The sequence below is a fragment of the Streptomyces sp. NPDC004629 genome (assembly GCF_042873595.1).
Taxonomy (GTDB): Bacteria; Actinomycetota; Actinomycetes; order Streptomycetales; family Streptomycetaceae; genus Streptomyces.
In genome coordinates, this window is record NZ_JBIALO010000003.1 from 226698 (window position 1) to 250181 (window position 23484).

Sequence of the window (23484 nt, forward strand, 5' to 3'; positions counted from 1 at the left end):
AGGGGGTACGCGCGGAGGCACCGGCGCGTACGCGAAGCGAACGGCGGCACCGGCTTCGCTCCAGAATGGAAATTTTGTCAGAAAAGACCTATATAAAGGCTGGTCTCGGACCCACAGCCACCGCTTATGGTGCTCTGACGGCCCATGGGAAAAGCTGACGTCAGACAAAAGCACCTGCACAGCTGCATCGCGCCGGACCGTGAACAATCATGAATGCGCGTGACCGAGTGCGACCGAGAACAACAGCCGTGGATCGAGGAGAAGAGCTGTGAGCACCGAGAACGAGGGCACCACGGTACCCCCGGCCCCGTCCGCACCCCCCGTGCCGGTGGCATCTCCCGCTGCTTCCCCGCAGGCAGCCCCGCCCGCGGGGAACGCGCCGACGGCTCCGATCCCGCCGGTGCCCCAGGGCGCCCCCGGCGCACCGGAGCATGACGGGGCACCGGCCGCGTACGCCTCGGCGGGCCCGTCCGGCGGCGCGTCGGCCCCCGGGCCCGCCCCGGACGGCTCCTGGCCGCCCCCGCCCCCCGCCATGCCCTCCTACGCGGACGGCGGCGCGGGCGCGGGCTCCGGCTGGGGCTCGTCGTGGCAGCAGCCCGCGCCCAAGCCGCGCAACGGACGCGGTGGGCTCGTCGCCGCGGTCCTCGCGGCCGCGCTGGTCGCGGGCGGACTCGGCGGCGGACTGGGCTACACCCTGGCCAAGAACAACGACGACACCGGCTCCACCACCGTCTCGGCCACCGACAACGGCAGCGCCTCGCAGGTCAAGCGCTCCCCGGGCACGATCGCGGGCGTCGCCGCCAAGGCTCTGCCCAGCACGGTCACCATCGAGGCGGAGGGCGCCAGCGGCCAGGGCGGCACCGGCACCGGGTTCGTCTTCGACACCCAGGGCCACATCGTCACCAACAACCACGTGGTGGCGGAGGCCGTGGGCGGCGGCAAACTGACGGCCACGTTCCCGAGCGGGAAGAAGTACGACGCCGAGGTCGTCGGCCACGCCCAGGGTTACGACGTCGCCGTCATCAAGCTCAAGAACGCCCCCTCCGACCTCAAGCCGCTCGCTCTCGGCAACTCCGACAAGGTGGCCGTCGGCGACGAGACGATCGCGATCGGCGCCCCCTTCGGACTGTCCAACACGGTGACGACCGGCATCATCAGCGCCAAGAACCGGCCGGTCGCCTCCAGTGACGGCAGCGCCAGCAGCAAGGCGTCCTACATGAGCGCCCTGCAGACCGACGCGTCCATCAACCCGGGCAACTCCGGCGGTCCGCTGCTGGACGCCGGCGGCGCGGTCATCGGCATCAACTCCGCGATCCAGTCCAGCAGCGGCGGCGGACTGGGCGGCTCCGGCCAGTCCGGCTCCATCGGCCTCGGCTTCGCCATCCCGATCAACCAGGCCAAGTACGTCGCCCAGCAACTGATCAAGACCGGCCAGCCGGTCTACGCCAAGATCGGCGCGTCCGTCTCCCTGGAGGACACCACGGACGGAGCGAAGATCACCGACCAGACAGCCGCCGGCTCCGCGGCGGTGGAGTCGGGCGGTCCCGCGGCCAAGGCGGGGCTCAAGCCGGGCGACGTCATCACCAAGCTGGACGACACGGTGATCGACAGCGGCCCGACCCTGATCGGCGAGATCTGGACCCACAAGCCCGGCGACAAGGTCACCATCACCTACGAGCGGGACGGCCAGGAGCACACGGTCCAACTGGCCCTCGGCTCCCGCGAGGGCGACAGCTGACCTCCACGCGCGTGTGCCGACCGGTTAGTCTTGTCCCCGCGCTGCCCACCGCGCAGCGCGGGGAGGCGTGCCCGAGCGGCCGAAGGGAACGGTCTTGAAAACCGTCGTGGCAGCGATGTCACCGTGGGTTCAAATCCCACCGCCTCCGCGTTGAGAACGGCGATGCGGCCCCTGACCAGGCAAAGGTGGTCGGGGGCCGTTCGCATGTCCGGGCACCGTGACGGACCGCGGTTCCCAGTGGTTTCCCGCTCGACGGGGCACGGGAGGGGCGCGGGCCTAGGAGAATGCCGGGGTGGCCACAGCGCACAGAGGGCGCCAATCCACGCAGTACGCCGCCGCAGGCGCTTGGGCCTTCCTCGGGTTGGTGCTCCTGTGCATCTCCGTGCTGATCGGAGTGCAGGCGGCGGTGACGCTCGGCGTCCTGGGGGAAAGCGGGCACATCGCAGCGTCCGATTGCGTCCGGAAGGACGGCGGCAAGGGCGGCCCCTACACCCTCTGCGAAGGGCGATTCGTCTCCGATGGCGAAGACACAACTGTTCCGCTGGCGAAGGTCCGGTATCCGGGGCGCGCTGGTGATGACATCCCCGTGCGTCGAGCTCCTTGGGGAACGTTCGCGGCGCTCGACGACAGCCTGCAGGAGAAGGCGAAGCAGTCCGTCATCATCGGTCTGCTTCTCTCAGCGGCCCTTGGCTGCATGGCACGAGGAGCCTTCTACCTGCGCAAACTGACGTAGGTCGACGGGTCAATGACCCACTCAGTCTTTCGGGGCGCCGTCCATCGGCGAGGACGGCGCCCGTGGCGGATGCCGACTTTGAGATCTGGCGGGCCCGCGGTCGGTGCTCCCTCCGTCCTGGTGTCGGCTGCCCCCCCGGCGGAGGCTTCGTCGCCGTGTTCGTTCGCCGGGTTCCTGTTTCTGCTGGGCCCGGCGAACGTGCCGGGCCGGGGTCAGCGTGTTCCGTCAGGGGTGGCCACCGGGTTGCCTCGCCGGCGCTCCCGTACGGCTCGGACGCAGTACGCGATCAGGGCGATCAGGCCGGTGGCGAACGACGCCTGCGCCCACAACCCTCGGGTGCCATAAGGAATCTCGATCACCGGCGCGATCGTCGGGGCGAACCCGAACACCGCGGCGCCCAGCAGCAGGGCCGCCAGCGCGGGGGCGTAGCGCGAGCGGGCCACCGCGAGCGCCAGGGGAATGGCGAAGACCAGGGGCGTGAAGAAGAACAGCAGGTGGAACGGGTCGGCGCGGGCGTCGACGAACTCGTCGGGGCTGGCCAGGGTTTCGAACACGGTGATGGAACCGGCCACCATCGGTACTCCCATGGCGAGAGCGGACAGGGCCATGGTGCGCCGCGCCCGCGGGCCGACCGGCGGAAGGTCGGGAGGCACGGCGAGTACGAAGAGCGCGGCCAGGGCCAGGCCGACGAGGGCGTTGCGATTCTGGGCGAGTCCGTCGGCGCCGTCGGTCCAGTAGACCAGCGGCAGTGACAGGAGGGCGCCCAGGAGGGCGAGGCCGGCGCTGATCCGGGCGGCTGTCCAGCGGGCAGCGAGTGCGCAGATCAGCACGGCGATCCAGGGGGCGTAGGCGGCGGGCGTGTAACCGGGTTCGCCGTCCCAGGGCAGCGGGGGCAGTTGCCACACGACGAGCAGGGACGCGGACAGGGCGGCGCTGACGGCGATCACCGCGGGTGCCGCGGCCGCCAGGAGCCGGCCTCCCGGCCGGGCCGAGTCGAGGCGGGTGCGCAGTCGCAGGGCGTGGCCGACGACGGCGGCCCGCTCCACTGTTCCCGCCCACCGTCCGCGCTCGGCCTCGACCTGGGCGATGGCGGTGCTGACCTCGTCGGCGAACTCGTGGCGGCGGGCGGGCGGATACAGGCGCGCCGTCCAGTGCTGTGGCGGTGTGCTCATGATGTGGCTCCGCCCGGTTGGGGGAAGGTCATGCCGAGACGGCGTGCGGCTTCGTCGGCTGTGGAACGCAGGCGGGCGGCCTCCGCGGCGAGACGTTCCGTGCCCTTCGCGGTGAGCGCGTAGGTGCGGCGCATGCGGCTGTCCACGATCTCTTCCTTCTCGACGCGGACGAGTTCCTCCTTCAGGAGGCGGTCCAGGGCGCCGTAGAGGGTGCCGGCCCGTAGGCGGACCCGGCCTTGGGAGATCTTCTCGACCTCCTGCATCAGGCCGTACCCATGGCGGGGCGCATCGGCGAGGGCGGTCAGGATCAGGAGCGTCGGCTCCCTCAGTGGTTGGTCGGTCACCCGAGCAGCATATACCGGCTGACGGTATATCCCGTACGCTTGAGTCATCGATGAGATCGCCATGCGGGGCAGGCGCACCAGCTCCGGTGAGGCGGCTGGGCCGCCGGCCCGACGGTCGGCGGCCCAGGTGTGCGGGGTGGTGGCCCGCTGCTCCCTTGAGAGATCAGGTGCGGGCGCGCCGTCTGCCGGTCTGCCCGGCCGCGGCGACCGCGACGCCCCCGGCCGGCACCAGGGCGAGACGGTCGCATGCTGGGTCTCGCCTGGCGCGATGGTGACCGTCGCCGGTTCGACGACGGGGCTGGGTGACGTGGCGCGCACCTGGGGTCGTCCACACGTACGGTCGAAGGGCCCCGCGATCCGGCGCACTGACGGCCCCACGTCCGCCGTACGCCGGTTCAGCGAGAGAGCCCTTGGTGCCTGGGTCGGCCGTTCACGGCCGGTGCCCCGTCATCCGTGCCGCCGACGCGATCGTCGCCTGCGCCTCGCGCTCCGAGAGGCCGGTGTTGAGGGCCGCCTCGACCAGTGGGGCGACGAGGGCGGGTCCGATGCCGTTCTCGTAGGCGCGGCAAGCCGCCCAGAACAGGCGGGTGTTGCGCTGGCCCTCGTGGGCCGCGAGGACGAACTGGACCAGCCCCCTGCCGTGGTCTCCGGACGCCGGGGGCGCCGGATGGGGCGCGCGGAGTGGCGGCAGGAGCAGGCGCAGCAGGGCGGGCGGGCAGGCCGCGGGGGTCAGGTGGGCGGTGCCGGGCGCGGTGGCGTAGACGCCGTGGTCGGTGCGGGAGCCGGGGCCGACGAGATAGCCGCCGGCGCCCCGGATGTCGATGCCGGGGGCGAGCCGGCCGGCCGAGTTGGGGACGACGGCGTCCGGCGGGCCGGTCAGCCAGACATGGCGCCCGCCGCTCGGTGTGAGCACGACGACGGTCTCCGGGATCGTGAACAGATGGCGCAGGGCGATTTCGCGCAGGGCGGCCGAGGAGTCCGTGCCGGACTTGGTGTCGAGGTCGACGCCTATGAGGTGGTACGGGGGGAGTCCGCAGGCGATGCCATAACCCGTGGCCCAGGGGGCGGCGGCGAACAGTTCGCGGATGCGGGCCGGATCGGTCGAGGCGTCGTACACGCCGTGGCCGAGGCGGCCGCACTCGCCGTGGCAGGGGGCGGGGTCGGGGTGGTCGCGGTGCGGGGAGCGCAGGGCCGGGAGTTTCGTCCGGGACAGGGGGATGACGGCCAGTCCGCGTTCGGCGGCTGACAGGGCGTGCGCGAGGGCCAGCGTCGTGGCCTGCCGGTCGGTGGTGGCCATGGATCCATGTTCGTACACCCGTTCGAAAAAGGGAAGAGGGAGTCGCGGCGACATGCCGGGCCCGGACGGGTTGGCCGGAAATGTGCCGAAACGGTTCATCGCTTGTGTTGCTTGGGTCCGAGAAGTTCGTACTGGGGGCGATGGCGCCATGAGATCACTAAAGATGTCGAAAGGGGTTTATCGACTTGTCCTCACGCTTGAGTGCTAATCGGGGCCTGTGGGGTGGTTCGCCAGGGATGTGGTGGGCAACTCTGGATTCGCGACGTCGTGCTCAACCACCCGGGAGGTCGGCCAACTTCCCTGGCAGTAGCTGTACTTCATGAATTCCCGTGCTCCCGGCCAGTCGGCCGATGGGCATCGTCCTGGAGGAACAACATGGCAAGCATCCGTACCGCCCGCGTTCTCGCCGCCGTCTCCGCGCTCCCGCTCGCAGCCGTCCTCTTCACCGGCGTCGCGAGTGCGGACAACGGTGCCATCGCGGACGACGGATCGAACGCCGGCGTGGCGAGCGTCGTCGGCAGTGGGGTCGGCCGCAACAACACCGGCAACTCGTCCACCACGCAGCAGAGCGCGGTCGGCTACGGCGCCTCGAACCAGAGCAACACCGCTCAGGTCAGGGGCTCCGCGTTCACCGCCATCCAGCAGGGGAACAAGAACATCAACATCCACTTCACCCGCCTGTGGTGAGCCGCGACTGACCTCCCGTGCGGGGTGTGCTTTCGGGGTCGCAACACGTCTGCGCGGTGGTACTTCGGTGCCGCCGCGCAGGCGTTTTCCGCCGTCCTGCGGCGACCTTGACACCAGAAGGTATCTGACGGACAGTCAGAAACCGTTGTTCGTACGGGCCCGGACCCGGCCCGTACGAGTCCCGTACCGGGCCGGGAGGTACCCCCGCCGTGCACCTCGCCTCCACCGAACGCCAGCAGCGGCTGCGCGCCGAACTCCGTGCCTACTTCCGGGCCCTGCTGCCGACGGCGCCCATCGGCCCGCGCGAACGGCGCGCGCTGCTGCGCCGCATCGGCGCCGACGGCTGGCTCGGGCTCGGCTGGCCCGTCGAGTACGGCGGCCAGGGCCGCGGCGCTGACGAGCAGTTCGTGTTCTTCGACGAGGCGTACCGGGCCGGCGCCCCCGTCTCGATGGTCACCCTGAACACCGTCGGACCCACGCTCATGAAGTACGGCAGCGAGGAACAGAAGGCCCGTTTCCTGCCCCGGATCCTCAGCGGGGAACTGACGTTCGCGATCGGCTACAGCGAACCGTCCGCCGGGACCGACCTGGCGTCACTGCGCACGCGGGCCGTGCGGGAGGGCGAGGGATGGCGGATCGACGGGCAGAAGACGTTCACGTCGGGCGCCCAGCACGCGGACTGGATCTGGCTGGCCTGCCGCACCGATCCCGAGGCGCCCCGGCACCGCGGCATCTCGATCCTCCTCGTCCCCACCGACGCGCGGGGCTTCTCGTGGACGCCGATCGAGACGGTGGGCGGGCAGACCACGACCGCCACCTACTACGACGGGGTGCGCGTCCCGGCCGGCAACCTCGTCGGGCCCGAGAACGGGGGCTGGTCGCTCATCACCGACCAGCTCAACCACGAGCGGGTCGCCCTCGCCGCGGTCGGCATGCAGGCCGAGGACTTCTACGCCGCCGCACTCACCGCCGCCCGTACCCCCGATCCGGTGACCGGAAGGCGTCGGATTGACGAGCCATGGGTGCGGGCCCAGCTCGCCGAGGCACATGCCCGGCTGGCCGCGACACGCCTGCTGAACTGGCGTTTGGTGGGCGATGTGGGGGCGGGCCGGCTCGCGCCAGGAGACGCCAGCGGCGTGAAAGTGGCGGGAACCGAATCGGCGGTCGCGGTGTATCGAATATGCCAGCACGCGATCGGGACGGACGGGCTGGCGGGGACGGTGCGATCGGGATCGCCGGGTGCCTTCGGGGACGGCGAGCTCGAACGGCTGAACAGGGCAGCGCAGATCAACACGTTCGGGGGCGGGGTGAGCGAGGTGCAGCGGGAGATCGTCGCGACGATGCGGCTCGGGATGACGAGGGGGCGGCGGTGACGGGCGCGGAGGGGGAGGCGGTGCAGGGAAAGCGGGGAGAGCGGGAAGAGACGGAGGCCGCGGCGACGGCGATCGTGGCGGGTGCGGGTGCGGGTGCGGGTGCGGGTGTGAGTGACGGGGGGAAGGCTGTGGCAGAAACGGGTGCCGGCGTGGGGACCGGGACGGTGACGGGCGAGGGCGCCCCGGATGAGCTGTGGGGCCGGCTCAGGGCGTACGAGGGGCGGGCCGCCGCCGTCGCCTGCGCGGGCAAGGACCCGGTCAACGCGCCGATGATCCGGCACTGGTGCGAGGCGATGGGCGACACCGACCCGGCGTACGAAGGGCCGGACGCCATGGCTCCCCCCACGATGCTCCAGGTGTGGACGATGGGCGGCCTGTCCGGACACGAGGGGCGCACGGACGCGTACGACGAACTGCTCACCCTCCTGGACGAGGCGGGCTGCACCTCGGTGGTCGCCACCGACTGCGAGCAGGAGTATCTGCGGCCCCTGCGCCCTGGGGACGAGATCACCTTCGACGCGGTGATCGAGTCGGTGTCGCAGCGCAAGACGACCAGGCTCGGCACGGGGTACTTCATCACGACCCGCACGGACGTCCGCAGGGGCGCGGACCTGGTGGGCACGCACCGCTTCCGCATCCTCAAGTACGCCCCTACCGCCCGCCGGAAACCGAGGCCAGGGCGCCCACGCCCGGTGGTCAACCGGGACAACGCCGGCTTCTGGGAGGGTGTGGCCCGGCACCGGCTGCTCATCCAGCGCTGCACCGGCTGCGGCACCCTGCGCCACCCCTGGCTGCCGGGCTGCAACGCGTGCGGCAGCCCGGACTGGGACACGGTCGAGGCGAGCGGCGAGGGCACCGTCCACTCGTACGTCGTGATGCACCACCCGCCCTTCCCCGCGTTCGACCCTCCCTACGCGGTCGGCCTGATCGAACTGGCCGAGGGCGTGCGGATCGTGAGCAATGTGGTGGGAGTGCCGTACGACAAGGTGCGGATCGGCCTGCCGGTGCGCCTGGAGTTCCGGCGGTACGAGGGGGCGGGCACCGGCGAGGACCCGCTGGTCCTGCCGGTCTTCCGGGTCACCGAGGACGGAGCCTGAGATGGACTTCACGCCCACACAGGACCAGGCCGCGGCGCGCGACCTGGCCGCGCGGATCTTCGCCGACCTGGCCACGCACGAACGCCTCACGGCCGCCGGCACCGGCAGCGACCCGGAACTGTGGAAGGCCCTCACCGGTGCGGGGCTGGTGGGCGCGGTGGAGGACCTGGGACTGCTCGGCCTGGTCCTGCTCCTGGAGGAACAGGGCCGCACCACGGCCCAGGTGCCCTACGCGGCCACCTGCGTCTTCGGGCTCCTGGCGATCACGGCGCACGGCACCCCGGACCAGCGGGAACGGCTGCTGCCGGGGCTCCGGGACGGCTCGCTGGTGGTCACCGGGGCGTTTCCGGCCCAGGGCGGCGTCCGGGCCCGGACGCCGGGCGGGCCCGAGGCCGCGGCGGATCCGGCCCCGGCCGAGCTGACCGGCACGGTGCCCGTCGTCCCGTGGCTGCGGGACGCCACGCATGTCCTCGTCGCCGACGACCGGCGACGGCTGTGGCTGACGCCCCTCGGCTCCGGCGTGACGATCACGCCGATCGACCTGACCGCCCCCTGGTCGGCCGGCCGGCTCACCCTGGACCACGCACCCGCGGAGCGCCTGGGCACCGGCACGTCGCCTTGGGACACCGGTGCCTACGACGATCTCCTCGCCACCGCCCGCACCGCCTTCGCCGGTCTTCAGGCCGGCGTCTGCGCGGGGTCGCTCGCCCGGACCGTGGCGCATGCGAACGCCCGGGAGCAGTTCGGCCGACCGCTCGCCACCCGGCAGGCCGTCCAACTCCGGGCCGCCGACGCCCATATGGACACCGAGGCGATACGGGTGACGGTGTACGAGGCGGCCTGGCGGCGCGACGCCGGACTGCCGTACGCCGGCCATGCGCTGACCGCCGCCTGGTGGGCGTCCGAGGCGGGGCAGCGCGTCGTCCACACGGGCCAGCATCTGCACGGCGGCACGGGGGCCGACCTCGACCACCCGGTGCACCGGCACTTCCTGTGGGGACGGCAGCTGGACACCTATCTGGGATGTGGGAGCGAAGTGCTCCAGGAACTGGGGGAGTTGATCGCGAGTGGGGAGTGAGTCATGACGGTGACGGCGGACGGGACGGCGCTGACGGCCGGTGTGGAACTGCCGCCGCTGGAGATCCCGATCACCCGCACGCTGATCGTGTCCGGTGCGATCGCGTCACGGGACTACCAGGACGTGCACCACGACGCGGAGCTGGCCCGGCGGAAGGGCTCCCCGGACATTTTCATGAACATCCTGACGACGAACGGCCTGGTCGGCAGATACATCACGGACCACTTCGGCCCGAGGGCCGTCCTGCGCAGGGTCGCCATCCGGCTCGGAGCGCCCAACCACCCGGGCGACACCATGGTGTTGACGGGCACGGTCGAGCAGGTGGACGGCGACACCGCAACGGTACGCGTGGTCGGGGCCAACGCCGTCGGCCGGCATGTGACCGGGACGGTCACGGTCACCGTGCCGACGGGGGGCGCGTGATGAGCGTGCGCGGCCGCGACGGGCTCGGCGGGCGGGCCGCCGTCGTCGGCATCGGGGCCACCGAGTTCTCCAAGGACTCGGGCCGCAGCGAGCTGCGGCTGGCGGCGGAGGCGGTCCGGGCGGCGCTGGAGGACGCGGGGCTGACCCCTCTCGACGTGGACGGGCTGGTGACGTTCACGATGGACACCAGCCCGGAGATCACCCTGGCCCAGGCCTGTGGGATGGGCGAGCTGTCCTTCTTCTCCCGGGTCCACTACGGCGGCGGGGCGGCCTGCGCCACCGTCCAGCAGGCGGCGCTGGCCGTGGCGACGGGCGTGGCCGAAGTGGTGGTCTGCTACCGCGCGTTCAACGAGCGGTCGGGACGCAGATTCGGCTCGGGCGTACAGCACCGGGAGCCGTCGGCGGAGGGCGTGGCGCTGGGCTGGGCGCTGCCGTTCGGGCTGCTCACCCCGGCCTCCTGGGTGGCGATGGCGGCACAGCGCTATCTGCACGCGTACGGTCTGACCCCCGAGGCGTTCGGGCATGTGGCCGTGGTGGACCGCAGATACGCGGCGACCAACCCGGCGGCGTACTTCCACGGCCGCCCGATCACGCTCGCGGACCACGCGGCCTCGCGCTGGATCGTGGAGCCGCTCAGACTGCTGGACTGCTGCCAGGAGACGGACGGCGGGCAGGCGCTCGTGGTCACCTCCGTGCAGCGGGCGCGCGATCTGCCGCAGACGCCGGCGGTGATCGCGGCGGCCGCCCAGGGCGCCGGCCGCGCCCAGGAGCAGATGACCGGCTTCTACCGCGACGACCTGACCGGGCTGCCGGAGATGGGCGTGGTGGCACGCCAGCTGTGGCGTACCTCCGGGCTGGCCCCGGCCGACATCGACGTGGGGATCCTGTACGACCACTTCACTCCGTTCGTGCTGATGCAGTTGGAGGAGTTCGGGTTCTGCGCGAGAGGGGAGGCGGCGGACTTCGTGGCCGAGGAGCGGCTGCCGCTCAATACACACGGCGGACAGCTCGGCGAGGCCTACCTCCACGGGATGAACGGCATCGCGGAGGGGGTGCGCCAGCTGCGGGGCACGGCCGCCAACCAGATACCGGGGGCCGGCCGCGTCCTGGTGACGGCCGGTACCGGAGTGCCCACGTCGGGCCTGGTGCTGGCGGCGGACGGCTGAGCCCGCAGGGGTCATCCCGGAGTACGGGTCGTTCCCCGCTCCACCTTCAGTAGGTGTAGCCAACCCCACCCCTACAACCTGAGGGGGACTCTGCTTCGGGACCTGCGGCCGATCCGCCTCACCCGGCCCGCTCATAGCGTGGGAGCCATGACCACACCCGTCTGCACCAGTGCTTCGGACGCCGCCACGGCGGCGAGGCAGACCCTGACCCTCCCTCACTCTCGGCTGCGCCCGAACGGGGGGACCTCCATGTATCCATCGTTCTCGTCGTACGTGAGGGACCGGCAGCCGGTCCTGCTGCGTACCGCCCGTTCGCTGACCGCGAACCCCAGCGACGCGGAGGACCTGCTGCAGACCGCGCTCACCAAGACATATGTGGCCTGGGAGCGGATCGAGGACCACCGGGCGCTGGACGGCTATGTGCGCCGGGCGCTGCTGAACACCCGGACCTCGCAGTGGCGCAAGCGCAAGGTCGACGAGTTCGTGTGCGACGAGCTGCCCGAGCCTGATCCCCTGCCCGGCGACGACGACCCGGCCGAGCGTCAGGCGCTGCACGACGCGATGTGGCGGGCGATCACCAAGCTGCCGGCGCGGCAGCGGGCGATGGTCGTCCTGCGGTACTACGAGGACCTGAGCGAGGCCCAGACGGCCGAGGTGCTCGGCGTGTCGGTGGGCACCGTGAAGTCCGCGGTGTCCCGGGCGCTCGGCAAGCTGCGCGAGGACCCCGAGCTGGGGCTGGTCCGGTAGGGGTTCGTCCAGGGCGGACCGGGACGGCCCGTGCGGTGATCGATCATTCGTCCCTAGTGACATACCGCACGGTATGTGAGCAGAATCGGGCCAGCCCTTACTGCCGCGTAGGCAATGTCGCCCCGGGAGGACGCCGTGCTGAGCACCATGCAGGACGTACCACTGACCGTCACCCGCATCCTCCTGCATGGAGTGCAGGTGCACGGACGGTCCCAGATCACCACCTGGACCGGGGAGGGCGAGCCGCAGCGGCGCAGCTTCGCCGAGGCGGGTGCCCGCGCGGTGCGGCTGGCGAACGCCCTGCGTGACGACCTCGGGGTGCGCGGCGACGACCGGGTCGCGACGCTGATGTGGAACAACGCGGAGCACGTCGAGGCGTACTTCGCGATCCCCGCGATGGGCGCGGTGCTGCACACGCTCAATCTGCGGCTGCCCGCCGAGCAGCTGACCTGGATCGTCAACCACGCGGCCGACCGGGTGATCATCGTCAACGGTTCGCTGATCCCGCTGCTCGCCCCGCTGTTGCCCGCCCTGACCACGGTCGAGCACATCGTCGTCTCCGGCCCCGGCGACCGCGCCCCGCTGGCCGGCGGCCCGGCCCAGGTGCACGAGTACGAGGAGCTGATCGCGGGCAAGCCAACCACCTACGACTGGCCGGAACTGGACGAACGTCAGGCCGCCGCCATGTGCTACACCTCCGGCACCACCGGCGACCCGAAGGGCGTGGTCTACAGCCACCGTTCCATCTATCTGCACTCCATGCAGGTGAACATGGCCCAGTCCATGGGCCTGACCGACCAGGACACCTCGCTCATCGTGGTCCCGCAGTTCCATGTGAACGCCTGGGGCCTGCCGCACGCCACCTTCATGACCGGTGTGAACATGCTGATGCCGGACCGGTTCCTGCAGCCCGTACCGATCGCCGAGATGATCGAGGCCGAGCGCCCGACCCACGCGGCCGCCGTGCCGACCATCTGGCAGGGCCTGCTCGCCGAGCTGACCGCCAAGCCCCGGGACGTATCCTGCCTCACCCAGGTCACCATCGGCGGCTCGGCCTGCCCGCCCGCGCTGATGGAGGCCTTCGACCGGCTCGGCATGCGGGTCTGCCACGCCTGGGGCATGACCGAGACCTCCCCCCTCGGCACGGTGGCCCGGCCGCCGGCCCACGCGATCGGCGCCGAGGAGGAGTTCGCATACCGGCTCACCCAGGGCCGCTTCCCGGCCGGCGTCGAGGCCCGCCTCACCGGACCGGGCGGCGAGCGGCTGCCCTGGGACGGCGAGTCGGCGGGCGAACTGGAGGTGCGCGGGCCGTGGATCGCGGGCGCCTACTACAACGGCCCCGGCACCGAACCCCTGCGCCCCGCCGACAAGTTCAGCGACGACGGCTGGCTGAAGACGGGGGACGTCGGCACCATCAGCCCGGACGGCTTCCTCACCCTCACCGACCGGGCCAAGGACGTCATCAAGTCCGGCGGCGAGTGGATCTCCTCGGTCGATCTGGAGAACGCCCTGATGTCCCACCCGGATGTCGCCGAGGCCGCCGTGGTGGCCGTCCCCGACGACAAGTGGGGCGAGCGCCCGCTGGCCACGGTGGTCCTCAGGGAAGGCGCCACCGCCGACTTCGAGACCCTGCGCGCCTTCCTCGCCGAAGAGGCCAGGATCGCCAAGTGGCAGCTCCCGGAGCGCTGGACGGTGATCGAGGCGGTGCCCAAGACAAGCGTGGGCAAGTTCGACAAGAAGGTGCTGCGCAGGCGGTACGCGGACGGCCAACTGGACGTCACCCGCCTGTGACCATCAGCGCCCCGAAGGGGCGCGAGGAACTGCGCGACCAGCCACGATGGCGCCGCAGCCGACCGACGGCGCAGCGCGGCACACCCGGCGGAGCGCTCAGCGCCTAGTTGGTGCCGATGCGGGCCAGCAGGTCGACGATGCGCGCCTGCACCTCGGTGCTGGTGGAGCGTTCCGCGAGGAACAGCACCGTCTCGCCGGAGGCCAGCCGCGGCAGGTCGGCCTGGTCGACGGCGGCGGTGTAGACGACGAGCGGGGTGCGGTTGAGCTGCCCGTTCGCGCGCAGCCAGTCGATGATCCCGCTCTGCCGGCGGTGCACCTGGAGCAGGTCCATCACGACCAGGTTCGGCCGCAGCTGCCCGGCCAGCGTCACCGCGTCGGCGTCGCTCGCGGCCCGTGCGACCTGCATCCCGCGCCGCTCCAGCGTCGAGGTCAGCGCCAGCGCGATCTCCGCGTGCTCCTCGATGAGCAGCACGCGCGGCGGATGCTGCTCGCTGTCCCGCGGCGCTAGCGCCTTCAGCAGGACGGCGGGGTCGGCCCCGTACGCCGCCTCCCGCGTCGCCTGGCCGAGCCCGGCCGTGACGAGGACCGGCACCTCCGCGGCCACGGCGGCCTGCCGCAGCGCCTGCAACGCGGTACGGGTGATGGGCCCGGTCAGCGGATCCACGAACAGTGCGGCCGGGAAGGCGGCGATCTGCGCGTCGACCTCCTCGCGCGAGTGCACGATCACCGGACGGTAGCCGCGGTCGCTCAGCGCCTGCTGGGTCGTGACGTCCGGGGCGGGCCACACCAGCAGCCGACGGGGGTTGTCCAGCGGCTCGGGCGGCAGTTCGTCGTCCATCGGCTGCGGGCGCGGCAGGTCGGCGACCTCGACCGCGCCGCCGGGACCGTCGAGCGGTTCGGGCCCCTCGGCGGCGTTCTCGTCCGGTGCGCCGATGGCGTACGAGCGTCCGGCGCCCTCGGTGCCCGGGGCGAGCCGCGACTGGCCGGCGAGCGACGGCTGCGCGGGCGGCTGCTCGGCCGGCGGGTGCGGACGGGCGTCCTGCTCGGTGCGCTGCTCCGGGCGCACGGCCGGATCCGGCGGCGTGCCCAGCTTGCGGCGCCGGCCGGCGGCGTTCGGACCGTGCGGGGGAGGCGTGGCCGTCGGCTGCTGCACCTGGGCCGCCTGCCTGCTGAACGGCACACCCTGCCCCAGCGTGCGCACACTGATCGCCCGGCCCTGCGTCGAGTTCGGGTCCACGGGAGCGCCGGCCGCCTCGGCGGGCAACGGCTGGGCCGCACGCGGCTGGGCACCGGACCGTTCCGCAGGGAGCGGGGTGCCGGGCGCGGGCTGGGCCGGGGTCGCCTCGGCGGCGGGCAGCGCGGCCGGAGCGACGGGTGCGGTCTCCGCGGGCAACGGCTGGGCGGCGGGCGGTAGACCCGGCTGACCTGGCTGCGTCGGCTGACCCGGCTGAGATTGTCCCGGCAGGTATTGCGGCCCCGGCGCCGCAGGCGGCGGTACGGGCTGCGCGGGTGCGGCCTGCCCCGGCGCCGGAATCGGCTGACCCGGGGTGAGTTGCACACCCTGGCCGACGCTGCCCTGCGCGGACACGGCCGCGCTCGGCAGGGCCTGCGGTCCGGGTGCGGCCTGCGCCGCGACGCCCGGCTGTGCCGTCCCCTCGGCCTGGACCGGCATGCCCTGCGCGGGCGTGCCCGGCGCCGCCGGACGCTCCCCCGGCTGGGCCACGGCCCGCCGCCGGCGACCCGTCGGCGCGTTGGTCGGGTGCGGCTGGGGCGGGGTGTGGTCCTCGGCCTGGTTGAGCGGTACGGCGTCGTGCCGGCCGTTGTCCCCCGGCACACCGACACCGGACCCCTGAGCCTGCCCGGCGACGGGCGCCTGCCCCGGAACCGGAACGGGGACCGGCGACTGTCCCTGGGCCGGCATCTGTCCCTGGGCCGGGACCGGCATCGAGCCTTGCGCCGGAACCGGCATCTGCCCCGGCGCGGGGACCGGCATCGCCCCCTGGGCCGGAACCGGTGCCTGCCCCTGAGCCGGAACCGGCATCGAGCCCTGTGCTGGAACCGGCATCTGCCCCGGCGCGGGGACCGGCGGCTGTCCCTGGGCCGGAACCGGTGCCTGCCCCTGAGCCGGAACCTGCATCGCCCCCGGCGCGGGGACCGGCATCGCCCCCTGGGCCGGAACGGTGCCCTGCGCCCGAGCCGCGGTCGGTACCCGGCCGGGCGCCTGTCCCGGAGCCTGAGGCGGCACGTTCCCAGGGGCAGGCACCGGTGCCTGCCCGGTACCGCCCCTGTTGCCGCCGTTGCCCCCGTTGCCGCCGCTCCCGGCACCGGGCTCGGGCGAGCGGTCCGCCTCGGCGGGCGGCAGGGCGAACACCGTACGGGCACCCGCCTCCTGCGCCGCGGCGCGCTCCGCCGCCGCGGCCAGCGCACGCCGCCGACGCCCGGTCGGCTGCCCACCCTCGGCCGTCCCGGAACCGGCCGTCCCGGAACCGGCCGTCCCGGAACCGGCCGTCCCGGAACCGGCCGTCCCGGAACCGGCCGTCCCGGAACCGGCCGTCCCGGAACCGGCCGCCCCGGAACCGGCGGCCACGGGGCCGACGGGAGCCGCGCTGAGCGGAAGAGGCCCGGCCTGCGGCGCGTTCGGGGCACCCGCGCTCGGAAGGGCGGGCGGCAGCGCGGCCTGCGGCTGTTCGCCGCCGTCGCGCCGGCCGACGGGTCCGGGCACGCCCTGCGGCGGCACGGTCCCACCGAGGCCGGTGCCCGAGGCGGCGGTGCCCGCCGCATGCTCGGCCGCCGTCATGACGGCGCCCTCGGTCACGCCCTGGTCCCCGTCCCCGGCGCCCTCGTTTCCGGCGCCCTCGGCGGGCCGCCCGCGGCGCCGCCCGGTGCCGCTGGAGACCTCCGCGCCCTCCGCCGGCGCCTCGGCCGCGCGCCTCCTGCGCCGCCCGGTCGGCGCGGGCGCCTTCGTGTCGGCGCCGGACTCGCCGGAGACCTCGCTCTCCAGGAAGGCGTCCACAGAGGACCGCCGGGCCCGCCGCCGCCCGCCACCGGAGGTCTGCTCGGCCGGGGCGGGCACGTCGGCGGCGGCCACGGGCAGGGCCGGCGGCGGAACGGCACCCGCACCGCCGCCGATCGGCACTTCGAGCACGTACGCGCTGCCGCTCATGCCCGGCACCTCGTGCGTCTGCAGCACGCCGCCGTGGGCCCGTACGATCCCGCGCACGATCGGCTGGTGCACCGGGTCTCCCCCGGCGTACGGACCGCGGACCTCGATCCGTACCACCTCGCCGCGCTGCGCCGCGGCCACCACCACGGTGTTGTCCAGGTAACCCCCGGCGGACACGGGTGTGTTGCCGGTCGCGTCGACCCCGGCGACGTCCGCCACGAGGTGCGCGAGAGCGGTCGCCAGCCGCCGCGGGTCGACCTCGGCCTCGATGGGCGGGGCGTGCACGGCGAACTGCACCCGGCCCGGCCCGATCAGCTCGACGGCACCGTCGACGCCCGCGGCGACGACCGAGTCGAGCATCACCTTCGTACGGGTGATGTCGTCCGTGCCCGCGTCGAGCCGCTGGTAGCCGAGGACGTTGTCGATCAGCTGGGTGATGCGGGAGTAGCCCGCGGACAGGTGGTGGAGCACCTGGTTGGCCTCCGGCCACAGCTGGCCGGCGTCGTCGGCGGCGAGGGCCGCGAGCTCGCGGCGCAGCTCGTCGAGAGGGCCGCGCAGGGAGTCGGCGAGCAGGGTGAGCAGCTGCTCGTGCCGGCCGGACAGCGCCTCGTAGCGGTCCTTTTCCCGCTCGCCGAGCGCGGCGTACCGCTCCTCGTTGGACGCCAGCTCCTCGGCGTGCAGCTCGCGCAGCTCCTCCAGCTCGGCCACGTGCTGCTGCCGCAGCGCGGTGAGGTCGGAGGCGTGCTCCTCGGAGAGCCGTTCGATCTCCTGCGCGTGCTGCTCGTCCGCGGTGGCCTTCTCGTCGGCCAGGGCGTCGTACGACCGCCGGTCGGTGAAGGTCATCACGGCGCCGACCAGCTGGTCGCCGTCGCGTACGGGCGCGGTCGTCAGGTCGACCGGTACCTGCTTGTCGCCCTTGGACCACAGCACCTGCCCGCGCACCCGGTGCTTGCGCCCGGAGCGCAGGGTGTCGGCGAGCGGCGACTCCGCGTACGGGAAGGGCGAGCCGTCGGCGCGGGAGTGCAGTACGAGGGTGTGCAGCTCCTTGCCGCCGAGTTCGCCGGCGCGGTAGCCGAGGATCTGGGCGGCGGCCGGGTTGACGAGGACGATCCGCCCGTCGGTGTCGGTGCCCACGACGCCTTCCGACGCGGCCCGCAGGATCATCTCGGTCTGCCGCTGCGAGCGCGCCAGCTCGGCCTCGGTGTCGACGGTCCCGGACAGGTCGCGCACGACGAGCATGAGCAGTTCGTCGCCGGTGTAGCCGTAACCGTCGTACGCCTGCTGCCCGTTCTCCAGGTTCGCGCTGGTGACCTCGACGGGGAACTCGCTGCCGTCCGTCCGCCGGGCGATCATCCGCGTGGGCTTGGTCCGCCCGAGCGGGTCGATGTGATCGGGCCGCCGCATGGAGCCCGGGATCAGACGGGAGTCGAACTGGGGCAGCAGATCGAGCAGCCCGCGCCCCACCAGGGCGGTGCCCGGGGCCTCGAAGGCTTCCAGCGCGATGGTGTTGGCGTTGACGACGGTCCCATTGGCGTTGACCAGCACCAACGCGTCGGGCAGCGCGTCCAGTATGGCTGCGAGGCGAGCAGCGCCTCGGGATGGCCTGCTGCTCACGAGACGCTTCCTCCCTGTTACCGCACCTTGCCGACCGCTCGTGCCATCTTGCCAACCGGCTCGCAGCGTGTCACGCGAGGGAGTCTAAAGGCAGTGGTTGCGCTCGGGACGCCGGATGAGAGGGAGGTCGCACGACGAAGTGACGGGGAACGTGTGACCGTATGCCGTCGGCCGCGCGAGACCTCCGCGGGACTTCTGCGGGACTTCTGCGGACTTCTGCGGGACCGGGGATTCCGCCACGAACCGCCTGCGGCCCCCGGCCCCGACAGCCGGGCCACCCCACCGCCTGACCCCAGTTCGCCGATTCGCCCGTTCGGCGGACCACCCGCCGGCCTCGGGCGCGCCGGACCACTGCCGCGTATGGCCGCAGCGGGCGGGCGCTGCGGCCGGCCACTACGGCTGGCCGCTACGGCGGCTGTGCGCCGCGGGCAAGTGGTGTGACTCGCTGTGGTTCGCCGTTGGGCTGTCAGGAACCCAGGTCGGGCAGGAGCGGCACCATGCGGTTCCACCGCGCGATCTCACACCCGTCGCTCCGGTTGTACGTGGCGTCCACCGGGCGTCCGGCCCAGCTGCCGGTGACATGGGCGGTCGCCGGTCCGCCGTGGATCATCGTGCAGACGCTGTCCGCCGGGACCGGCGCGAACGGATCGCTGCCCCAGTGGGTGTTCCGGTCGACGGTGGCGCAGGCCCTCCGCGGGTCCGGGTGGCTGCCGGCGGCGGGGTGGCAGACCAGTTCGTACGTCCCGTCTTGCCCCGGGCCGGCGTAGCGCACGGTGACGATCAGCCGGTCGCCGGAGCCGCCGGGCCGGTCCTCGTCCCGGACGGGCGGCGGCGCGGAGGCGGAGGCGGCTCCGGTGACCCCGGAGGTGGCAGCCATGGAGGTGGCGGCGGGCGTGGCGGCGGCGACGGCGGAGAGCGCCGTGACGGAGAGCGCGGAGGCGGCGGCGAGGGCGACGGCGGAGCCGACGGTTCGCGAGGTGACCAGCAACATGACCTGACCAACGCCTGAGACCGCCGGACGTTGCGCGGCAGGCCCGCCGAGGACAAGGGCTTTGCTCTGCGGCCCGCCTGCCTAGTACCGTGGGGGGCGATTGGTGACAGCACGCTCGACTGTGTCATCATCTGCACGCACCACTCGCGCGCTCGCGTGAGGGGTAGTGCTGGAGGCGTCGCCTAGTCCGGTCTATGGCGCCGCACTGCTAATGCGGTTTGGGCCTTAAAGCCCATCGAGGGTTCAAATCCCTCCGCCTCCGCACCTGATCACCGAGGCCCCGGTCCCCACGGACCGGGGCCTCGATGTCGTTGCCCCCGCCACCCCGCCGTCCGGGTGTTTTCGCAGGTCACAAGGGATGAGCGGAATGGATTTCACATGGCGGCGGCAGTCATGTAATGTTCTTCCTGTCGCCGCGAGCGGGCCAGAAGGACCAAGAGCGGCAAGAAAAACAACACAAGCACTCGTAGCTTAACGGATAGAGCATCTGACTACGGATCAGAAGGTTGCAGGTTCGAATCCTGCCGAGTGCGCAGCATGTCAGAGGCCCTGTGGAGTGATCCACAGGGCCTCTGCTTCATGCCTTGACGGCAGTGTTTGACGGCAACCGGATTCGGAGGCCGATCAGACGGCTACCGGGACACCGGCCGCGCCGTCATCGTCGTCCGGACCGTTGCCGTCACCCCTCAGCGCGTCGCCGACACGATCGAAGGCGGCGCCCTGCTCGTGGAGGAGCGAGGCGCAGGTATGGCGTAGGTCATGAAAGCGGACCTTGCGGACGCCGGTGCGGACGCACAGCACCTCGAAGGAGCGGTTCAGGTTGCGCGGCTCGATGGGGGTCCCGTTCTTGGTGGTGAAGACGAGGCCCTGACCAGTGCCTTTCCAGTTGTCCCCGGCGCCCTTCCGGTCGGCGATCTGCTGCGCCCGCTGGGCACGGAGCGCCGTGACGCACTCGGACGGCAGGGCCACGCGACGAGCCGAGCGCTGAGTCTTCGGCGCGACGATCAGCAGTTCACCGCCGACGCGCTGTAGGGCCTGCCGAACGGTGAGCACGCCTTCGTGAAGGTCCACGTCCGACCAGCGAAGCCCCAGCAGCTCACCGCGCCGGAGGCCGATGCGGACCGCCAGTTCGTACGCGGCCCACAGGCGGTTGTCGCGGGCCGCCGCCAGGAGCTGACGCCCCTCCTTGGCGGTGAGCGGTTCGATCTCGCGCTTGGTTCCCATGCTCAGCTCCACGTTCCGGGCCACGTTGCGGGGCAACTCGTCTTCGCGTACCGCGTGCTGGAGAGCGGCACGCAGGATCACCAGCAGGAAGCGCACGGTCCGGTCAGACGGGAGCTTCTTGCAGCACTTCCGGAGGGCGCAGCAGCGCCGCTTGTGCTCCGGCCGCTTCCTGTCCTTGCCCTGCGCGCAGCACTGGCAGGTGACCGCCGTCTTCGCGAGGAAGGCGCGGATGTCGCGAGCGGTGAGCCGGACCAGCTTCTTCTTGCCGAACTCCGTGGTGACGTAGTTACGGACGAGGGATTCGTAGTTGACGTAGGTCGTCCTGCGGACCTTGCCCTTGGCGACGTTCGTCAGCCAGTACGTCAGGTACTCGGCGATCGTCATCTTGTTGGTGGCGACCGGCAGGCCGTTGAGGGAGTCGGCCTTGAGCTTGGTCAGCTTCTCGTGCGCCTCGTCCCAGGTCTTGCCGTAGACGCGGCCCGCCTATGGCGGGCCGTGCGCGCTGGCGGCCAAGGGCCGCCGCCGCTCCTTGTCTCCGCCGCCGCTCCGGCGGCCCCCACCCGCTCAGCGCGCAGCACAGCCAAGGCGAACAGCCAGAGCAGGAAGCAACCCGACCAGCCCGAGCACCAGGACCAGGCCGACACCCGCCAAGCGCGACCACGCCACTCAACAGCCCACCACTCCAAGGCACATGACCCGCAGAGCCGCAGCCCGAACTCAGTGGACGGGCCACGTCGGCAACGCTCAGGTCGGATCGCGGTACGGCCCGTGACGAATGGAGGAAGCGTGGCTGAGGCCGGAACGGGGTCGCTGGAGACACACGTGACGGGTACTCAGTCGGCGCACCCGCCGCCCTGGCTGACGTTCGGTGGCTCTAGTCAGAGCAGGGCTTCCATCGGCCGAACCGCAACAGCCATTGTTGGGTTCAGCCGCGCGAGCGACGCCGGATGAACCAAGGCTCGGGATCAGCTCAGGGCCTTACCCACCTCGTAGATGGTGGGCCGATCCTCGGGAGCATGGCTAAGCATCGCGTCGATCAGTTCGCCCAGCTCACCAGACGCCTTCACGGGCCGACGTCGGCCGTTCGCTACGGCCTCTCGCTGCACGGGGCGCGGAGCGTCGTCCGGATACTCGACCGCCCGCCAGCCCGTGGCTGAGATCAGCAAGGAAGCGCCGAGCGCGTAGATGTCCGCTTCCGGCGTCGGCTCGGCCTCCCCAGTGTCGAGCACGCTGCGGGCGATCTCCGGTGCCTCGTAGTGGACGAGGCAGCCGCGGAACGGGAAGTCGTACCCCTCGGGCACACTTCCACCTCGGGAAAGGGCAAGGTCGATGAGGTGCGTCCGCTCCGGCCCGATAATGAAGTGGGCGGGCTGTACGTCACCGTGTGCCCAGCCCTTGGCGTGGAGTTCTGCCAGAGCCTCGACGCAGCCCAATGCCACAGTGGCGTGCGGTGTGATGGAGGAGTCTGGCCTACGGCAGGGCTCCCACAGTTGGTACAGGTCCGGCCCCTCACGCCACGGCTGGAAGTTCCAGGTCCCGTCTTCCCACTCGCCGTAAGCAAAGTCAGCGAAGCCGAGGCGATACATCACAGCACCCTCGCGGGCGGGCGCGAGCGCGGCCCAGGGCTGGGCGGGCCAGTCGGCCGTGGCCTCGATCGGATAGCCGACTTTCACGGCGTGGCGGCCGCGAGGGCCCTCCACCTCCCAGACCATGGAGCCCCGACGATTGAGGACCAGGCGCTGAGCCGTGGGCATGAGCGCGTCGAGCACCACGATCGGCGGTTCAGGGGTTGAGCCGGGCAACTCGCTTCTCCTTCCGGGCGAACGCGGCCGACCACGAGTCAAGGTCGGCCGCGTTGCTGCTGTTGTGTGCTACGCCTGTCCGTACGGTCGGCCGCAGTCCGAGTCGCACTGAGCGAGGTTCGTGCCGTCCACGGTCCACAGATCGTCGAAGACCATGAAACCGGCCGCCTTCATGGCACGTGCCGAGGCGGCGACCTTCTCAGGGTCGCGGGCCCCTCCACCCGGCTTCGGGTTGTGGTGCAGGAAGCTGCCCGCGTATCGCTCGCACAGCTCCGCGTACTCCTTCGTGTGCAGGATGAGCGCGTGCAGACCGAGGTCGACGTCATCCGACGGGACCATGGGAATCGTGGCGGTAGCCGCCGTGACCACGAAGGCCACCGCCTGGTCCGCGATCCGCTCGGCACGGTCGGGCGACTGCCCATTGTGGATGACCACGAAGTGGGCGAGGCTCTCGAACAGCTCCTCACCAGCCACCGCGCGACCGGTCTTCTGATCGTTCGCCGTTGCAGTCATGCGACTACTCCTTGTGTGTGACGGTGCGTTGGTTGAATGGCCGGCCCCGAACGGAGAGGGGAGAACCGGGAAATGGCACCCGTCCGGGGCGACCCGTCTACTGACCCATGGCGAGAGCCATGCCGATCACCAGGCCGCATGACCCGCTGATCACCACGATGAACAGGACTCCCGCGTACCGGCTGATAACGCGCATCACAGCCCGGCCCGACGGTTGCGGTTCTTGATGGCCAGACGTGCGCTTAGTTCCTCCCGCGCACTCGGCGGCTCCACGTTGTCCGGCATAACGTCCCACTCGGCGCCGCCGCCGATCGGCCTTATCTGCACACGGCAGCCGACCTCATCCATGACGACGCCGATGCGGTTCCTGGAGGTGTCCTTCGCCAGTTCACCGATGCCTGGTCTGGTCTGCTGGTTGCTCGCCATGTGCACGAGCATCCTGTCGCTCATGGGGACGTCGGAACCTCCAACAAACGCCACTTTGGGACGTCCCGCGTCGGGTAGAACGTCCCTAGTGCCGTCCCCGAGTGT

The 23484-nt window shown here is 71.9% G+C and carries 19 protein-coding genes and 3 tRNA genes; 13 read left to right on the top strand and 9 right to left on the bottom strand.

Translation table 11 applies throughout. The features are described 5' to 3' along the window. Positions 1 to 268 precede the first annotated feature (268 nt). The 3 genes from ACFYTE_RS06300 to ACFYTE_RS06310 all read left to right on the top strand — a co-directional run bounded on the left by ACFYTE_RS06300 (position 269) and on the right by ACFYTE_RS06310 (position 2471). On the top strand, positions 269 to 1738 hold the full coding sequence (locus ACFYTE_RS06300; protein WP_388705641.1) for a S1C family serine protease: 1470 nt from the start codon (positions 269 to 271) through the stop codon (positions 1736 to 1738). Between the two features lie 61 nt (positions 1739 to 1799). Continuing rightward, positions 1800 to 1886: transfer RNA gene (locus ACFYTE_RS06305), tRNA-Ser, on the top strand. 144 nt (positions 1887 to 2030) lie between these two features. Then, on the top strand, positions 2031 to 2471 hold the full coding sequence (locus tag ACFYTE_RS06310) for a hypothetical protein (RefSeq protein WP_388705644.1): 441 nt from the start codon (positions 2031 to 2033) through the stop codon (positions 2469 to 2471). A gap of 212 nt (positions 2472 to 2683) precedes the next feature. Here ACFYTE_RS06310 and ACFYTE_RS06315 read toward each other — a convergent pair whose 3' ends face one another. From ACFYTE_RS06315 to ACFYTE_RS06325, 3 genes are all read right to left on the bottom strand, one after another. Then, on the bottom strand, positions 2684 to 3643 hold the full coding sequence (locus ACFYTE_RS06315; RefSeq protein ID WP_388705647.1) for a hypothetical protein: 960 nt from the start codon (positions 3641 to 3643) through the stop codon (positions 2684 to 2686). Continuing rightward, the gene (locus tag ACFYTE_RS06320) at positions 3640 to 3987 is read right to left on the bottom strand and encodes a PadR family transcriptional regulator (protein WP_388705650.1); all 348 of its coding nucleotides are present in this window, start codon (positions 3985 to 3987) and stop codon (positions 3640 to 3642) included. The genes ACFYTE_RS06315 and ACFYTE_RS06320 overlap by 4 nt, the downstream gene beginning before the upstream one ends. A gap of 430 nt (positions 3988 to 4417) precedes the next feature. Then, positions 4418 to 5284 carry a bifunctional DNA primase/polymerase gene (locus tag ACFYTE_RS06325; protein WP_388705652.1) on the bottom strand — a complete coding sequence of 289 codons (867 nt, stop codon included), beginning with the start codon at positions 5282 to 5284 and terminating at the stop codon, positions 4418 to 4420. A 375-nt stretch (positions 5285 to 5659) separates the two neighbouring features. Between ACFYTE_RS06325 and ACFYTE_RS06330 the strand changes: the two genes are divergently transcribed. From ACFYTE_RS06330 to ACFYTE_RS06365, 8 genes are all read left to right on the top strand, one after another. After that, complete coding sequence (locus ACFYTE_RS06330; RefSeq protein WP_388705654.1) at positions 5660 to 5971, top strand: hypothetical protein; 312 nt, start codon at positions 5660 to 5662, stop codon at positions 5969 to 5971. A 209-nt stretch (positions 5972 to 6180) separates the two neighbouring features. After that, positions 6181 to 7344, top strand: a complete 1164-nt coding sequence (locus ACFYTE_RS06335; RefSeq protein ID WP_388705657.1) for an acyl-CoA dehydrogenase family protein — start codon at positions 6181 to 6183, stop codon at positions 7342 to 7344. A gap of 149 nt (positions 7345 to 7493) precedes the next feature. Then, positions 7494 to 8441 (top strand): bifunctional MaoC family dehydratase N-terminal/OB-fold nucleic acid binding domain-containing protein, encoded by a 948-nt coding sequence (locus ACFYTE_RS06340; RefSeq protein WP_388705659.1) that lies wholly within the window; start codon positions 7494 to 7496, stop codon positions 8439 to 8441. Between the two features lies 1 nt (position 8442). After that, positions 8443 to 9519: an acyl-CoA dehydrogenase family protein gene (locus ACFYTE_RS06345; RefSeq protein WP_388705662.1), complete on the top strand. Its 1077-nt coding sequence runs from the start codon at positions 8443 to 8445 to the stop codon at positions 9517 to 9519. A 30-nt stretch (positions 9520 to 9549) separates the two neighbouring features. Continuing rightward, positions 9550 to 9942 carry a MaoC/PaaZ C-terminal domain-containing protein gene (locus ACFYTE_RS06350; protein ID WP_388705944.1) on the top strand — a complete coding sequence of 131 codons (393 nt, stop codon included), beginning with the start codon at positions 9550 to 9552 and terminating at the stop codon, positions 9940 to 9942. Beyond that, positions 9942 to 11108 (top strand): lipid-transfer protein, encoded by a 1167-nt coding sequence (locus ACFYTE_RS06355; RefSeq protein ID WP_388705665.1) that lies wholly within the window; start codon positions 9942 to 9944, stop codon positions 11106 to 11108. The genes ACFYTE_RS06350 and ACFYTE_RS06355 overlap by 1 nt, the downstream gene beginning before the upstream one ends. A gap of 147 nt (positions 11109 to 11255) precedes the next feature. Next, on the top strand, positions 11256 to 11855 hold the full coding sequence (locus tag ACFYTE_RS06360; protein ID WP_388705668.1) for a SigE family RNA polymerase sigma factor: 600 nt from the start codon (positions 11256 to 11258) through the stop codon (positions 11853 to 11855). 135 nt (positions 11856 to 11990) lie between these two features. Continuing rightward, positions 11991 to 13646, top strand: coding sequence for a long-chain fatty acid--CoA ligase (locus ACFYTE_RS06365; RefSeq protein WP_388705671.1), 1656 nt, complete (start codon positions 11991 to 11993; stop codon positions 13644 to 13646). Between the two features lie 103 nt (positions 13647 to 13749). Here the strand turns inward: ACFYTE_RS06365 and ACFYTE_RS06370 are convergent, their stop codons facing one another. Both ACFYTE_RS06370 and ACFYTE_RS06375 read right to left on the bottom strand, forming a co-directional pair. Then, positions 13750 to 18423, bottom strand: a complete 4674-nt coding sequence (locus ACFYTE_RS06370) for a PAS domain-containing protein (protein WP_388705674.1) — start codon at positions 18421 to 18423, stop codon at positions 13750 to 13752. Between the two features lie 466 nt (positions 18424 to 18889). Next, complete coding sequence (locus ACFYTE_RS06375) at positions 18890 to 19414, bottom strand: SSI family serine proteinase inhibitor (RefSeq protein ID WP_388705677.1); 525 nt, start codon at positions 19412 to 19414, stop codon at positions 18890 to 18892. A gap of 171 nt (positions 19415 to 19585) precedes the next feature. Here ACFYTE_RS06375 and ACFYTE_RS06380 point away from each other — a divergent pair. After that, positions 19586 to 19676: transfer RNA gene (locus tag ACFYTE_RS06380), tRNA-Ser, on the top strand. Between the two features lie 198 nt (positions 19677 to 19874). Further along, a tRNA-Arg gene (locus ACFYTE_RS06385) sits at positions 19875 to 19947 on the top strand. 91 nt (positions 19948 to 20038) lie between these two features. Here the strand turns inward: ACFYTE_RS06385 and xerC are convergent. The 4 genes from xerC to ACFYTE_RS06405 form a co-directional block, all read right to left on the bottom strand. Beyond that, positions 20039 to 21022 (bottom strand): tyrosine recombinase XerC, encoded by a 984-nt coding sequence (gene xerC / locus ACFYTE_RS06390; RefSeq protein ID WP_388705679.1) that lies wholly within the window; start codon positions 21020 to 21022, stop codon positions 20039 to 20041. A gap of 581 nt (positions 21023 to 21603) precedes the next feature. Beyond that, complete coding sequence (locus ACFYTE_RS06395; protein ID WP_388705682.1) at positions 21604 to 22440, bottom strand: protein kinase; 837 nt, start codon at positions 22438 to 22440, stop codon at positions 21604 to 21606. A gap of 69 nt (positions 22441 to 22509) precedes the next feature. After that, a complete protein-coding gene (locus tag ACFYTE_RS06400; RefSeq protein ID WP_388705684.1) occupies positions 22510 to 22953 on the bottom strand; it encodes a glycine-rich domain-containing protein in 444 nt (147 codons plus the stop codon). A gap of 195 nt (positions 22954 to 23148) precedes the next feature. Next, positions 23149 to 23391 (bottom strand): hypothetical protein, encoded by a 243-nt coding sequence (locus ACFYTE_RS06405; RefSeq protein WP_388705946.1) that lies wholly within the window; start codon positions 23389 to 23391, stop codon positions 23149 to 23151. Positions 23392 to 23484 lie beyond the last annotated feature (93 nt).

What these genes read in the sequence shown, in the direction of transcription:
- ACFYTE_RS06315 (WP_388705647.1), bottom strand. Translation starts at nt 3,643, where the DNA reads ATGAGCACACCGCCACAGCACTGGACGGCGCGCCTGTATCCGCCCGCC.
- ACFYTE_RS06325 (WP_388705652.1), bottom strand. Translation starts at nt 5,284, where the DNA reads ATGGCCACCACCGACCGGCAGGCCACGACGCTGGCCCTCGCGCACGCC.
- ACFYTE_RS06330 (WP_388705654.1), top strand. Translation starts at nt 5,660, where the DNA reads ATGGCAAGCATCCGTACCGCCCGCGTTCTCGCCGCCGTCTCCGCGCTC.
- ACFYTE_RS06345 (WP_388705662.1), top strand. Translation starts at nt 8,443, where the DNA reads ATGGACTTCACGCCCACACAGGACCAGGCCGCGGCGCGCGACCTGGCC.
- ACFYTE_RS06355 (WP_388705665.1), top strand. Translation starts at nt 9,942, where the DNA reads ATGAGCGTGCGCGGCCGCGACGGGCTCGGCGGGCGGGCCGCCGTCGTC.
- ACFYTE_RS06360 (WP_388705668.1), top strand. Translation starts at nt 11,256, where the DNA reads ATGACCACACCCGTCTGCACCAGTGCTTCGGACGCCGCCACGGCGGCG.
- ACFYTE_RS06375 (WP_388705677.1), bottom strand. Translation starts at nt 19,414, where the DNA reads ATGTTGCTGGTCACCTCGCGAACCGTCGGCTCCGCCGTCGCCCTCGCC.
- xerC (WP_388705679.1), bottom strand. Translation starts at nt 21,022, where the DNA reads ATGACGATCGCCGAGTACCTGACGTACTGGCTGACGAACGTCGCCAAG.
- ACFYTE_RS06400 (WP_388705684.1), bottom strand. Translation starts at nt 22,953, where the DNA reads ATGACTGCAACGGCGAACGATCAGAAGACCGGTCGCGCGGTGGCTGGT.
- ACFYTE_RS06405 (WP_388705946.1), bottom strand. Translation starts at nt 23,391, where the DNA reads ATGCTCGTGCACATGGCGAGCAACCAGCAGACCAGACCAGGCATCGGT.